Genomic DNA, 12,957 nt, shown 5'->3' on the forward strand with positions numbered 1-12,957 from the left:
AAGAGAAGAACGGGGCCGGCGACACGCGCCGACCCCGAGGGGGAGGGTCAGAACCGGAACGTGCCCTGCACGCCGTAGGTGCGCGGCTGGCCGAAGTTCCAGTTGTAGATGTTGATCCCGCCGCCGGTGAAGCCGGCATAGGTCTTGACGCGATTGTTCTCGACGTTGCGGACATAGCCCTGGAGGCTCAGCGTATCGCCGGGCAGCTTCAGTTCGAGGCTGAGGTCGGTGGTCGTGAACGCCTGCACCCGGTCGCCGCGATAGTTGAATGCGGTGAGGTAATATTCCGACTTGAACCGGCTGAACCCGTTGGCGACCAGTTCATAGCCGCTGCCGAGGTCGATCGACTTGTTGTAGTTGATGCCGATCGTCCACTTCGGGGCCTGCGGCGGCGCATTGCCCGCAAGATCGAGGGTCAGGCGCGGTACGTTGGCGGGCGGGTTGGCCAGCGTCGGTGCCGGGATGCCCGCGAAATTCTGCAGCCGGGCATCGATATAGTTGACGATCAGGCCGATCCGGTCGTTGGGCGACAGCTTGATCGTGGTGTCGGTCTCGATCCCCCACACTCGGCTCTTGCCCGCATTGAACGTCCGCGCGCCGACCGTGGTATCGATATAGACCTGCACCTGCTGGTCCTGATAATCATAATAGAAGGCCGAGACGTTGAATTCGAGCGTGTTGTTGAGGAACCGGTTCTTCGACCCGACCTCATACGCCGTCAGGCTTTCCGCATTGAACGCGCCGACCAGATCGAACCCGCCGCTCTTGAAGCCGGTGCTGACCTTGGCATAGAGCAGATTGTCGCGCGCCGGTTTGTATTCGACGCCCGCGGTCCACGTCACCTTGTCCTCGGCATAGGTCGGGAAACGGATCACCGAGCCGGCGCCGCTGCCGTCGGCGGGCGGGCGGACCATGTTCTGGGTCCGGAAGAAGCCGTAGTTGATGTACTGGGCGTCCTTCTGGTCGTCGGTATAGCGCACGCCGCCGGTGAAGCTGAGCGTGTCGGGCACCACCCAATAGGTCGCCTGCGCGAACGCCGACTTGGATTCCGACTTCACATAGGGGCGGTAGAAGAAGTTGGCGAAGGCACTGGCCAGCGGCAGATACAGGCCGCGCGCGATGATCTGGTTCTCATGGAAATAGAACCCGCCGACCTGCCAGACGAAGCTGCCCTGTGCGCCGCCGTTCAGCCGTACTTCGTGGCTGTGGGTACGGGTGTCGTAGCGATCGTTGTAGAAGGTGAACTGTTCGGGCAGGAACCCGTTCTGCGGCAGGATGACCTGGTTGTCGACGTGGCGATAGCCACCGATGTAGCTGAGCGTCGCGCCGCCGAAATCATAGGCGACCCGGCCGCGCACCGCATATTGCTGGCTCTTGAAGTTGCCGCGCCGGCCGATCGGGAAGCTGGCGGGATCGAACCCCGCCGGCAGGTCGACGAAGCCCGGCACCACCCGTTGCGCCAGCGTCGGATAGGTCACGGGCGACGCGACCGATGCCGGCAGTTCGGTCAGCCCCGGCGTCGCGTTGTTGACCAGCAACCCGTATTGCACCGGGCCGGTCTGGTTCACGTCGACATATTCGCCCGCCAGATACACTTCGAGCGCGCCCGGTGCGAACAGGATGCTGCCGCGCACCGCGTCGACGTTGGCATCGTCGCCCCGGCCCGCCAGCGCGCCATTGTCGACATAGCCGTCATGTTCGTTGTGCAGCCCGGCGATGCGGATCGCAACATCCTGCCCCAGCGGCACGTTGACCGCGCCGGTCGCATAGATCGCGTTGTAATTGCCATAGCCAGCGGTCGCCGAGCCTTCAAAACTGCCGAGCACCGGCTTGGCCGCGACGATGTTGAGCGCACCTGCGGTCGAATTGCGGCCGAACAGCGTGCCCTGCGGCCCGCGCAACACCTCGATCCGTTCGAGATCGAAGAAGTTGGCGTTGAGCGCGACCGGGCGGTTCACATATTCGCCATCGATCGACACGGTCAGCGCCGGATCGGCGCTTTCCGAAATGTCCTGGCTCGACACGCCGCGGATCGCGATCTTGGTGAATACCGAGTCGGGGGTGATGCCGAGATCGGGGGCGAGCCGCTGGAGCCCGCTGACGTCGGTAACCGCCGCCTTGGTCAGATCCGCGCCGCTGACCACGCGGATCGCGATCGGCGTTTCCTGCAACCGGGTCACCATCTTGGTCGCGGTGACGATGATGTCGCCCAGTTGGTCGTCGTTCTGCTGGCCGGTGGTGGTGTCGTTGGCGCTGGTCGGCGGGGTGGCCCCGACCGGTTCGGCGGTCTGTGCCAGTGCCGGGACTGTGACCCAGCTGGCGGTAGTGGCAAGCGCCGTGGCGGCGATGCGGCGGAACGTCGTCATGCGATCCCCTCTCCATGATAGCGGGGGCGTATTCGCCCCTCGTTTAGAACTAGAATTGCTATTCTATTTGACGAGTAAGTCAAGCGGTCTTGCGCGGCAGCGACCACTTATTTCAGCGGTGGGTCAGAACATCGGGTGCGGATTGCGCGCCGTCGCCGGGATCGGCTGGATCACGTCCCAATGTTCGACGATCCTGCCGTCCTTCAACCGGTAAATATCGGCGACCGCCCCGCCCCTGCTGGCCGGATCGGTCCGCCCATGCAGGTGGATCATCGCCAGATCGCCGTCGACCAGAATGCGTTTCACGTCGAAGCGCGCGCCGGGCGTGGCGAACTTGTCGGCCAGCGCGGCGACGGCGGCGTCGCGCCCGTCGGCGATGCCGGGATTATGCTGGATATAATCGGGCGCCACGAATCGATCGAACGCGCCCTTCACGTCACGCCTGGCATAGAATTGCTCGGCAAAGGCGGTAACGATCGCCCGGTTGCGTTCCGTTTCCGACGCCGTGGGCCGCGCGGCGACGGCGGTCGTCATCACCGCCACCCCGGCCAATCCCGCTACGATCATCCGATTCATGCCCTTGCCTCCACCTCGAAGATCAAACGGTCGCTGGCCGACCCTGCCGACAGGCGCAGGCTGTCGCCGATGCTGCCCCATTCCCCGCCCTGCCAGACGCGCAGCAGCCGTGGTTCGGGCGTCACCCGCACCACCGCCGTCTCCCCGGGGGCGAGCGTCGCCTTGGTGAAGCCGACCAGCGCGAATTCGGGGGCATGGCGATAAAGCTGCACGACCTCGCTGCCCATGCGGTCGCCGGCGTTGCGGATCGTCACCAGCACGCTATCGCCCTCGACCGTCGCATCGACCCAGTCGAACCGGGTATAGCCCCGCCCCGATCCGAAGGCATGCAGCGGCGCGATACCGCGCGCGGCGAATCCGCGATAGCCGACCAACACCCCGTCGTCATAGGCCAGGTCGCCCGCGACATCGGGTTGCAGCGCGAGCGCGGGATAGTCGCGCTCGTCGCGCGCCAGCGTCAGCGGCAGCCGCCCGCCCGGCTCGACATCGCCCGCCAGCACCCCCGCCAGCGCCGGGCCGAACCCTTCGCCCGGATACCATGCCGACACCAGCGCCGCCGCCTGTTCGCCCCAGCGGGCGTCGAAGGCATGTCCGATGTTGGCGATGATCGCGACATTCGGGTTGGCAGCGCAGACCGCGTCGATCAGCGCGACCTGTTCGGCGACGAGCGCGGTGTCGGCGCGGTCCTTGCTCTCGACGCTGGAATCGGAGGTTTCGCCGACCATCAGCACGACCGCGTCGGCCGAGCGCGCGGTATCGACCGCGCGGGCAAGCATCGCCGCCGCGCTGTCGGGACCGCGCACCCCGTACCACAGCCCGTGAACGCGCGCGCCGTCATAGCGGAACTCGACCTCGACCAGCACCCGCTGCCCGGTGGTCAGCGCGACCTCGACACTGTCGGCATCGCCGCGTTTCAGCGATCCCATGACGTCCGACGCGGCCATCCGCTCGGTCCGGTCGAAAACCTCCTTGCCATCGATCCGCAACCGTACCGCGCCGGTCGCCCCGACGTAGAAGCGGTGCGCGCCATCGGCGTCGGCGGTGAACCAGCCGCTGGCGCGCACGGCGGCGGGGCGATCGAACACCCCTTCGTCATGGACGCCCACGAACCAGACCAGCGAGTTGGTATCGCGCACCTCGCTGAAGACCGGTGTGCCGGTCAGGTCGCTGTCGGCGAAATAATCGACAGTCATGCCGCGCCCGTTGCCCCGGAGCGGCGCGACCGGCATCGACGGCAGGCGCGGCTGCGGATCGACGCCGGGTTCGTAGACGATGTCCGCCCGGTCGCCATAGCGGGCGACGATCGCCTCGATCGGGCGGATCGCGTCGGGCGACAGCGCGATCTTGGCGAAGGTGCCGCCCTGATAGCAGGGAGAGGCGGCATTGGGGCCGATCACCGCGATACGGGCGTGGCGACCGGGGACCAGCGGCAGCAGGTCGCCATCGTTGCGCAACAGCACCATGCCCGCCGCCGCCGCCTCGACCAGCAGCGCGTCGGCGTCCTCGGTACGCGGGGTCTTGGCACCCGACCAGCGGCGCGCGGCGCGGGTGACGCGCGCGGCCGCATCGGCGACCCGGTCGCCCGGAACCTCGCCCCGCTCGACCGCGCCGACCGCATGGGCACCGACGAACCGCGCCGGCCCCGGCATTTCGAGGTCGAGCCCGCCGTTCAGGCTGCCCGCCGTCGAATGGGTGCCGAACCAGTCGCTGATGAACGGACCGTCGAACCCCCATTCCTGCTTCACGATCGTCGAGACATGATCGTGTTCGGCGCACCATGTCCCGTTGACCCGGTTATAGGCGGTCAGCATCGCCCCCGCGCCTGCTGCTGCGCACAGTTCGAACGGCAGCAGGTAGATTTCGCGCAGCGTCCGTTCGTCGACGACCGCGTTCATCCGGTCGCGGTCGGTTTCGCTGTCGTTGCACACCAGATGCTTGACGCAGGCGCCGGTGCCGGTCGACTGCAATCCGCGCGTCCATGCCGCCCCGGCGAGGCCGGTGAGCAGCGGATCTTCCGAATAATATTCGAACGCCCGCCCGGCGAGCGGGCTGCGCGCCAGGTTGACGTTGGGGGCCAGCACCATATCGACGCCGCAGCGCACCGCCTCGCCACCCACCAGCGCACCCATTCGTTCGATCAGCGCAGGGTCGAAGCTGGCACCCAGCGCCGTGGCGCAGGGCGACAGCCGCGCGACGTCGCGTTCGTCGACCCGGCCGCTGGCGATGCCCATCGGCCCGTCGCTCAGGTGCAGCGAGGGGACGCCAGCATGCGGGATCGCGACCGTGCGCCACATCGTCGCCCCGGCGGTGAGGCTCGCCGCCTCGTTCAGCGTCAGGTCGCTCATGCGACCGGCTCCAGCCGGAACGCCATGATCTGTCGCGCCATCGTCGCAATCTGTCCGGCGATGCCCGGATCGGCGATCGCACCGTCGCCGCCGAACGGTTTCTGGGCGATCGAATTGATCGCGATGCCCGCCGGCGTCGGCCAGCCGCGCATCGCGTGGACGATGCCGCGCAGCGCGGCGAGCGTGACGCCGCCCGCCTGCCATCCCGCCGCCGACACGATCAGTCCGACCGGCATCCCGTCGAAATACACCCGTTCGTCACCGCGCAGATCCTCCAGCAGATCGATCGCGTTCTTGACCACCCCCGACACCCCGCCGTGATAGCCGGGCGTGCCGATCACCAGCGCGTCGGCATCGCGCAGCGCGGCGACGAACGCCGCCTGCTCCGCTGTCCGCTCGGGGCGTTCGGGGTTAAAGTGCGGCAGGGCGGCGAGCGCCGGACCGTCGAACATGGTCGTCCGCGCCCCCAGCGCCGCGCAGTCGGCCAGCACCGCGCGCACCAGCATCTCGCTGGAGGAGCGGGGGCGGAACGTGCCGCCGATCCCGATGATATGGCGGGCCATCGCTCAACCCTTCCGGAACGCGGGCATGACCTTCTCGGACAACAGCCGCAGCGTCTGGTCGCCCAGCCGCAGCCGCTCGTCGGTCAGCGGGCCGGTGGTGGTGCCGCACAGGATGTTGCCGATGCCGAGGTCGGCATAGGGCCTGAGATGCTCGACCACCGTCTCGGGCGATCCGTACAGGCACCATGTTCCGATCCAGTCGTCGGTCAGCGCGTTGGGCGTGCGGTCGGTCTTCTTGTTGGCGTCGTTCGATTCCGCCCGGGCGTTGAACGCCGCCTCGCGCTCGATCGCGTCCTGATAGGCGCGCAGGATCGTCATCATCTCGTCGCGGGCCTGTTCGTCGCTGTCGGCGACATGGACCAGTTGATAGGTGTGCGTCGTCCAGTCGAGCGCGCGCGCGATCTTTTCCGCGCTGTGCCCCGCTTCCTCCAGCATCGCGCGATAGATGCCGAAGAATTTGGCGACGTGCTTCATCGGTTCGGTCCCGCCGATCTGCGGCGGGGTGAAGGCGGGGATGAACGCGGGCCACGCATTCTCGGCGGCGCGGCGCGCGCTCGATTCCTTCATGGCGACCGGCATCAGCCGCGCATGCCCCTCGCTATAGGCGGCGGGCGCGATGCGTTGCAGGACGCGGCCCTGGTGCGGGCCGTTGTCGATCTCGACCGCCGGATCGTCGACCGTCTTGGCCCAGAGCTGTTCGGCGAGCGCGAGGTTGCGTTCCGAAATCTGCCCGGCATCGCGGTAATCGACGCCGAAGCCGATCATTTCCTCAGGGGTGGTGCCCGACCCGACGCCGACGAGCAGCTTGCCGTCGGTTAACTGGTCGAGAATGTTGATCCGCTCGACGAACCGGACCGGGTGATGCAGCGGCACCGACGTGACCGAAAAGCCGAAATGCATGTGCGGATGCTTCGCCGCCAGATAGGCCGCGAACATATAGCTGTCACTGGCGATCGGCATGTAGCCGTTGAAGTGATGATCGGGCAGGAAGAGCCCGTCGAAGCCGAGCGCGGCGGCGCGAGCGGCATGGCCGGTCAGCCCATGGATCAGCGCGCGGTCCTGCTCCGGCGCCATCGAACGTGCATTGAGGAACACCGAGAAACGCATTCGACCTCTCCCTTTTCGCGGCCGGTTGTCCCGGTACGCGGTTGCCGCTCGTTGCCGAGTGGCCTAAACTAAAATTAGAACTGCTATTCTGATATGCCTCCGTTCCGGGGGCTGTCAATGGGGTGCCGATGGATATTGAAACGATCATGGCCAAGGCGCGCGTGCCACAGCAGGGCCGCAGCAAGGCCAGCTTCGAACGAATGCTGACCACCGCCGAGGAATTGATGACCCAGCGCGGGTCGGACGAATTCACGCTGAACGAGGTGGCCAAGCACGGAAAGGTATCGATCGGATCGATCTATTGCCGGTTCGACAGCAAGGAGGATCTGGTCCACGTCGTGCAGTTGCGCGTGCTGGAACGGGTCGACACCGACATGCTCGAAGCGATCGCGGCGGCGCAGGCGCGCGGTGGCGGGCTGATCGATGTGGTGCATGACCTGGTCCAGTCGGTTGCCGAGGTGCTGCGCCGCTATGCCGACCGGATGCGCCCGCTGATGCTGCGCGCCAGCGGCGATCCCGTCATCGCCGCGATCGGCAAGCGCAGTTATGTCCGCACCAGCGAGGCGGTGATCGACGCGCTGCTGACCTGCGCGGACGAGATCCGCCATGGCGATCCGCGCCATGCGGCCGACGCCGGGTTCCGCATCCTCTATGCCTCGATCGCGCGCTACCTCGGCTTCGGATCGTCGCTGGATGCTGCGGGCGAAGGCGACTGGAACGAGCTGAAAAGCGACCTGTCGGACATGCTGGCGGCCTATCTGTCGACCAGGCCCAAGGCCCGGCCCCTGCCCGCCTGACCCGCGACGACACCGCTTTCTTTCCCCTTGCCGTGGGCTCAGTCAGGCTATATCAGAACAGTCGTTCTAATAAGCCGCGACGACGGCAGGGATGAGGATGAGGAGCGTCATGGCCGATACAGGCTGGACCCGGCGCGACACGCTGGGCGGTGCCGCATTGTTCGCGCTGGTGGTGGGGTTGCCCGTCGCCGTGGTGCGGATGACCGATACCGACGAAACGGTCAGCGATCGCCAACGCATCATGTTGCGCGAGGCCGCACAGGCGGTGATCCCGCGCACCATGACCCCCGGTGCCGGGGACGTCGGCGCGCAGGATTTCGTGATCCTCGCGCTCGCGCACGGCCTCGACGGCACCCGCGCCCCCGCAGCCGGCGCGGCATTGCCCGTGACCGTCACCCGCCATTTGCGCCGCGACGGCACGCTCGACTATCTCGACTGGCTGGAATGGCAGCTCGACGCGAATGCCCGCGGCGACTTCCTGCGCGAAGGCCCTGCGCGGCGCATGGCGGCGGTCGAGGCGATCGACCGGGCGGCGTTCGCCGAAACCGATCGCGCCGCCCCCGAATCGCCGTGGAAGAAGCTCAAGGCGCTTATCCTCATCGCCTATTACACCTCCGAGACCGGCGCGTCGCGCGAGCTGCAATATGAGCTGGTCCCCGGCAGGTTCGACCCCGATCTACCCTTTGTTCCCGGCAGTAGCGCATGGTCGAGCGACTGGACCGCGGTGGAGTTCAGTTGATGGCCGACGCAACCTTCGATGCGATCGTGATCGGATCGGGCATCACCGGCGGCTGGGCCGCCAAGGAACTGACCGAGGCGGGGCTGAAGGTCCTGATGCTCGAACGCGGGCCGATGATCGAACACGGCACCGGCTATACCAACGAAACCAAGGCGCCGTGGGATCTCGACTTTCGCGGGCTGGGCGATGCCGCGCTGTTCGAAACCGATTATGCGGTGCAGCGCAAGAACCGGCACTTCACCGAATTCACGCAGGACCGCTTCGTCAACGACCGCGAGAACCCGTACACTACCGAGGGCGCGACCGAGTTCAACTGGTGGCGCAGCCACAACCTCGGCGGGCGGTCGCTGTCGTGGGGGCGGCAATGCTATCGCTGGTCGGATTACGATTTCGACGCCAACCGCCGCGACGGACACGGCACCGACTGGCCGATCCGCTACGCCGACATCGCGCCATGGTATGACAAGGTCGAGGAGTTCGTCGGCGTGGCGGGCATGGCCGAAGGGTTGCCGCAGTTGCCCGACGGGCGCTTCCTGCCGCCGATGGCGCTCAACCCCGTCGAGGAACACGTCCGCACGGTGATCGGCGAACGCTGGACCGGACGGCGGCTGACCATCGGGCGCAACGCCAACCTGACCGTCGCCAAGCCCGACGAGGGGCGCGCGGCGTGCCAGTATCGCTCGATCTGCGCGCGTGGCTGTTCCTATGGCGCCTATTTCTCGACCCAGAGTTCGACGCTGCCCGCCGCACGGAAGACCGGCAACCTGACGCTGATGACCGATGCGGTGGTCGAAGCGATCGAGCATGACCCGGTCAGCGGGCGCGCGACCGGTGTCCGCTTCCTCGATACCAAGGGGAACACGCACAAGCGCGCCACCGCGCGGATCGTGTTCCTGAACGCCGGATCGTTCAACAGCGTCGGGGTGCTGCTGCGTTCGGCGACCGGGGCCAACCCGACCGGCCTTGCCAATTCCAGCGGGATATTGGGCACGCATATCATGGACCATGCGCAGACGGTCGCAGGGATCGCGATCATGCCGGGGTTCGAGGAACATACCTATTTCGGCAACCGCCCGACCGGGGTGGTCATTCCGCGCTTCCGCAACCTCGACACGATCGACGGCGAGGGCCACACGCGCGGCTTCTCCTATCAGGGGGGCGCGTTCCGCGCGGCTTGGACGCGCGGCAAGCGCGATGCGGGGATCGGTGCGGACTATAAGGACGGGCTGCGCGAACCGGGCCCATGGCGGATGGTGCTGGTCGCCTTCGCCGATTCGATGCCGCGTGCGACCAACCGCATAACGCTCGACCCGACCGTAAGGGACTCGGCCGGGCTGGCCGCGCTGCGCATCGCGTTCGAACACGGCAAGGAGGAACGCGCCGCGCTGGCGGAGGCCAAGGCGGAGGCCGCCGCGATGCTGACCGCCGCCGGGGGCCATGTCATCATGGGGCTCGACCAGCCCAGCCCCGGCGGATCGGCGATCCACGAAATGGGCGGCGCGCGGATGGGCCATGATCCCCGGACCAGCGTGCTGAACAAGTGGAGCCAGTCGCACGACGTCGCCAATCTGTTCGTCACCGATGGCGCGCAGATGGCATCGTCGGCCTGCCAGAACCCGTCGCTGACCTATATGGCGCTGACCGCGCGTGCCGCCGCCACGGCGGTGTCGATGCTGAAGGAAGGCTCGCTCTGATCCCAGTTTGCTAGCGGGCACATCCCGCCAGGCACCGCCCGGGTGCGGTGCCGCCCGGAGTGGAACCATGTCTCTTGCCGCCTGTATTTCATGGCCGTTCGTCGTGGGCGCGCCGCCCGCCCCCGCCCCCGCCGCCACCCGCATCGCGCGGGGTAGCTGACATGCCGGAAGGGGTGCGGGACGACCTCCCGCTCGCGTCGCCGCCGCTTCCCGCGTTGGCGAAGCTCGCCTATGGCCTTGGCGACTTCGGCTTCGGATTGTCGTGGAACATGGTGGGGGCGTTCCTGCTGTTCTTCTACACCGATGTCGCGCTGCTCCCCGCCGCCGCAGTCGGCACGCTGCTGCTCGTCTCGCGGCTGGCCGACGCCGCGATCGATCCGGTCATCGGCATCGCGGTCGACCGGACGCGCGGGCGCAGCGGGCGGGCGCGGCCATGGTTCAAATGGGGCGCGGTCCCCTTCGGACTGTTGTGCGCTGCCACCTTCTGGATGCCTCCCGGCAGCGAAACCATCCGGTTGTTGTGGGCGGTCCTGACCTTCGGTGCGCTCGGCATCCTCTTTTCGGTCGTCAACATCCCCTATGGCGCGCTGCTGCCGATGATGACCAACCGGTCGAACGAGCGGCTGACGCTTGGCAGCCTGCGCGCGGCGGGCACCGCGATCTCGGTGATCGTCGCCACCGCCGCGACGATGCCGCTGGTCGGGGCGCTGGGCGGCGGCGATCAGGCACGGGGGTTTCTGATCGTCGGCACGCTCTTCGGCCTGCTCACCACGCTCACCACGCTCAACCTGCTGCGCTGCCCCGAACAGGTCCATGCGCCCGACCAGCCGCATCGCCAGGCGGTGTTGCCCCAGGTGCGCGCGATGGTCGCCAACCGGGCGTGGCACACGGTGTTCCTGTTCGCGCTGCTCAATTTCGTCCGGTTCGGCGCGGTGCTGGCGGTCACGCCGTTCTTCGCGATCAACGTGCTGGGCAAGCCATGGATGATCTCGATCCTGCTGCCCGCCGTGTCGGGAACGCTGCTGATCGGATCGATCATCGCCCCGCCCTATCTGAAGCGAATGGGCATGCGTCGCGGCAACCTGATCGCGCTCCTCGCCGCGCTGCCCCTGTTCGCGCTGCTGCCTTTGACGGAGGGGTCCACCGCCGCGTTCCTGACGCTCTATCTGATCGGATCGGTGCTGCTCAGCATCACGATGACCGCGATCTTCGCGATGGCGGCCGAGGCGATCGAATATCACGAACAATTGACCGGCACGCGCAACGAAGGGCTATTGTCGTCGGGCATCAGCCTGTCGACCAAGATCGGCATGGCACTGGGCGGCGCGCTGATCGCGTTCGGGCTGGCCAGCATCGGCTATGTGCCGGGCAAGGGTGGCGCGCAGGTCGTGTCGGGGCTGCGCTGGCTCTATTACGCGCCGATCATCCTGTGCATGATCGCGCAGATGGCGGTGATCGCGCGCTATCCGGCGATCCATCGCGCGACCCGGTAACGGTCCGCCCCCCGATCAGCGATCGGGGGGCCAGGTCGATCGATCAGGCGCCGCCCGCCTTCAGACGGTCGACATCCTCCGGCGAAAGCGGCCGGATCATCACGTTCCGATACATGATTTCGGCGGCTTCGAATTCGAGCGCGATACGGCCGCCGGTCAGCGGCGCGTTGCCCCGGTCGCGCATGGCGAACAGGGTCATGACGATGCGCCCGTTGACCAGATGCGCGGCCTGATCGCCAAAAGCGTAGAGGTCCAGCGTATTCCAGCCATCCAGCGTTTCATAGGATCCGGCATGGCGGAACCACTGGCGGGCGATGCCGCCCGCCACGACCGGCGGCTCATAGGTTGTCGGCAACCCGGGGAAATAGGTCGGCCACAGCGGCGTTCCGCCCAGCACCGGTCCGGCCAGGGCCCGGCTGTTGATCATGAGGGCGTCGCCGACGTCGCCCTCCTCGACCTGGAACTCGACGCCGTCGGGGAACAGCCGGTCGCGTTCGGGGCCGAGATGATACAGGATGCCGCTGTTGCGGCGTTGCAGGGCACGCGGCGCGAACCGCGCGGTGCCCCATCGATAGTCGAGACGCAGATGATAGTTGGACCAGCGGTCGACCGTCGCGATGTGGCCGAACGCGGCCTTCTCCGGTCCGCGATAGTCGCGGCCGTGGAAATGCAGGACACCGTCATCAACGGCGACGACGCCCAGCGTATCGCGGGCCCCGATGCCGTCCTGATAGAACGTCCAGCCGTCCAGACCATTTCCATCGAACAGCGGCCGCCAGCCGGCCACGGTTCGCGGACCCGCCGCGACGGTCATCCCGGACATGCCGAGCAAGGCCGTGCCGGCGGCACCCGCCAGCATCGAACGGCGATCGATGCGAGGCGGGGCCATCATGCCGACAACCGAAGCAGCTTCGCATCCTTCGTCGTCGGCACGAACGGCAGGTACGAGATCCGCATCGTCTCTGCGAGTTCGATGCGATGTTCGCCCGGCGCCAGTCCGCCGGCGCGCCTGGCGCCGATCACCGCCTTCTCACCGAAATTCCAGCGATCGCCATATTCGCTCTCCAGCTCGTCGAGCGTCCAGGTGCGGCCGCGCAGCGTGAGCGTCACGTCCTCGCGCGGCACGGCATCGCCGTCGATGGTCACCGCCACATTCTCGATCATCGAAAGCCCCAGCCCCCGATAATAGGGCAGCCGCGCCTCGATGCTGAAACCGTCCCCGGTCGCCTTGAGGCTGTCGTCCACGATCATCTTGTTGTCGAACATGTCGGTTCCCT

11 protein-coding genes are annotated in these 12,957 nt (G+C 67.2%); 4 read left to right on the forward strand and 7 right to left on the reverse strand.

From position 1 onward, the window contains the following. Window positions 1-47: 47 nt before the first annotated feature. The 5 genes from LRA89_RS09530 to LRA89_RS09550 form a co-directional block, all read right to left on the reverse strand. Complete coding sequence (locus LRA89_RS09530) at window positions 48-2,366, reverse strand: TonB-dependent receptor (protein WP_055756179.1); 2,319 nt, start codon at window positions 2,364-2,366, stop codon at window positions 48-50. A gap of 123 nt (window positions 2,367-2,489) precedes the next feature. Beyond that, window positions 2,490-2,942, reverse strand: a complete 453-nt coding sequence (locus LRA89_RS09535; protein WP_055756177.1) for a nuclear transport factor 2 family protein — start codon at window positions 2,940-2,942, stop codon at window positions 2,490-2,492. After that, complete coding sequence (locus LRA89_RS09540) at window positions 2,939-5,287, reverse strand: glycoside hydrolase family 3 C-terminal domain-containing protein (protein ID WP_230769956.1); 2,349 nt, start codon at window positions 5,285-5,287, stop codon at window positions 2,939-2,941. Before LRA89_RS09540 ends, LRA89_RS09535 begins: the two co-directional genes overlap by 4 nt. Next, window positions 5,284-5,850, reverse strand: coding sequence for an NADPH-dependent FMN reductase (locus tag LRA89_RS09545; RefSeq protein ID WP_230769957.1), 567 nt, complete (start codon window positions 5,848-5,850; stop codon window positions 5,284-5,286). Before LRA89_RS09545 ends, LRA89_RS09540 begins: the two co-directional genes overlap by 4 nt. A gap of 3 nt (window positions 5,851-5,853) precedes the next feature. Then, window positions 5,854-6,957 carry an LLM class flavin-dependent oxidoreductase gene (locus LRA89_RS09550; RefSeq protein WP_055756171.1) on the reverse strand — a complete coding sequence of 368 codons (1,104 nt, stop codon included), beginning with the start codon at window positions 6,955-6,957 and terminating at the stop codon, window positions 5,854-5,856. Between the two features lie 128 nt (window positions 6,958-7,085). Between LRA89_RS09550 and LRA89_RS09555 the strand changes: the two genes are divergently transcribed. The 4 genes from LRA89_RS09555 to LRA89_RS09570 all read left to right on the forward strand — a co-directional run bounded on the left by LRA89_RS09555 (window position 7,086) and on the right by LRA89_RS09570 (window position 11,680). After that, window positions 7,086-7,754: a TetR/AcrR family transcriptional regulator gene (locus LRA89_RS09555; protein ID WP_230769958.1), complete on the forward strand. Its 669-nt coding sequence runs from the start codon at window positions 7,086-7,088 to the stop codon at window positions 7,752-7,754. 109 nt (window positions 7,755-7,863) lie between these two features. After that, a complete protein-coding gene (locus LRA89_RS09560) occupies window positions 7,864-8,493 on the forward strand; it encodes a gluconate 2-dehydrogenase subunit 3 family protein (RefSeq protein ID WP_230769959.1) in 630 nt (209 codons plus the stop codon). Then, window positions 8,493-10,187, forward strand: coding sequence for a GMC oxidoreductase (locus tag LRA89_RS09565; RefSeq protein WP_230769960.1), 1,695 nt, complete (start codon window positions 8,493-8,495; stop codon window positions 10,185-10,187). The genes LRA89_RS09560 and LRA89_RS09565 overlap by 1 nt, the downstream gene beginning before the upstream one ends. A gap of 173 nt (window positions 10,188-10,360) precedes the next feature. Further along, window positions 10,361-11,680 (forward strand): MFS transporter, encoded by a 1,320-nt coding sequence (locus LRA89_RS09570; protein ID WP_230769961.1) that lies wholly within the window; start codon window positions 10,361-10,363, stop codon window positions 11,678-11,680. Between the two features lie 43 nt (window positions 11,681-11,723). Here LRA89_RS09570 and LRA89_RS09575 read toward each other — a convergent pair whose 3' ends face one another. Together LRA89_RS09575 and LRA89_RS09580 are read right to left on the reverse strand one after the other, a co-directional pair. After that, on the reverse strand, window positions 11,724-12,539 hold the full coding sequence (locus LRA89_RS09575; protein ID WP_230769962.1) for a 3-keto-disaccharide hydrolase: 816 nt from the start codon (window positions 12,537-12,539) through the stop codon (window positions 11,724-11,726). Window positions 12,540-12,568: 29 nt separating this feature from the next. Next, window positions 12,569-12,946, reverse strand: coding sequence for a C-glycoside deglycosidase beta subunit domain-containing protein (locus LRA89_RS09580; RefSeq protein WP_230769963.1), 378 nt, complete (start codon window positions 12,944-12,946; stop codon window positions 12,569-12,571). Window positions 12,947-12,957 lie beyond the last annotated feature (11 nt).

This window comes from Sphingomonas sp. Leaf4 (assembly GCF_920939515.1).
GTDB lineage: Bacteria > Pseudomonadota > Alphaproteobacteria > Sphingomonadales > Sphingomonadaceae > Sphingomonas.

Coding starts and splice junctions, on each gene's coding strand:
- LRA89_RS09530 (WP_055756179.1), bottom strand. CDS start 2,366: ATGACGACGTTCCGCCGCATCGCCGCCACGGCGCTTGCCACTACCGCC.
- LRA89_RS09535 (WP_055756177.1), bottom strand. CDS start 2,942: ATGAATCGGATGATCGTAGCGGGATTGGCCGGGGTGGCGGTGATGACG.
- LRA89_RS09540 (WP_230769956.1), bottom strand. CDS start 5,287: ATGAGCGACCTGACGCTGAACGAGGCGGCGAGCCTCACCGCCGGGGCG.
- LRA89_RS09545 (WP_230769957.1), bottom strand. CDS start 5,850: ATGGCCCGCCATATCATCGGGATCGGCGGCACGTTCCGCCCCCGCTCC.
- LRA89_RS09550 (WP_055756171.1), bottom strand. CDS start 6,957: ATGCGTTTCTCGGTGTTCCTCAATGCACGTTCGATGGCGCCGGAGCAG.
- LRA89_RS09555 (WP_230769958.1), top strand. CDS start 7,086: ATGGATATTGAAACGATCATGGCCAAGGCGCGCGTGCCACAGCAGGGC.
- LRA89_RS09560 (WP_230769959.1), top strand. CDS start 7,864: ATGGCCGATACAGGCTGGACCCGGCGCGACACGCTGGGCGGTGCCGCA.
- LRA89_RS09565 (WP_230769960.1), top strand. CDS start 8,493: ATGGCCGACGCAACCTTCGATGCGATCGTGATCGGATCGGGCATCACC.
- LRA89_RS09575 (WP_230769962.1), bottom strand. CDS start 12,539: ATGCTGGCGGGTGCCGCCGGCACGGCCTTGCTCGGCATGTCCGGGATG.
- LRA89_RS09580 (WP_230769963.1), bottom strand. CDS start 12,946: ATGTTCGACAACAAGATGATCGTGGACGACAGCCTCAAGGCGACCGGG.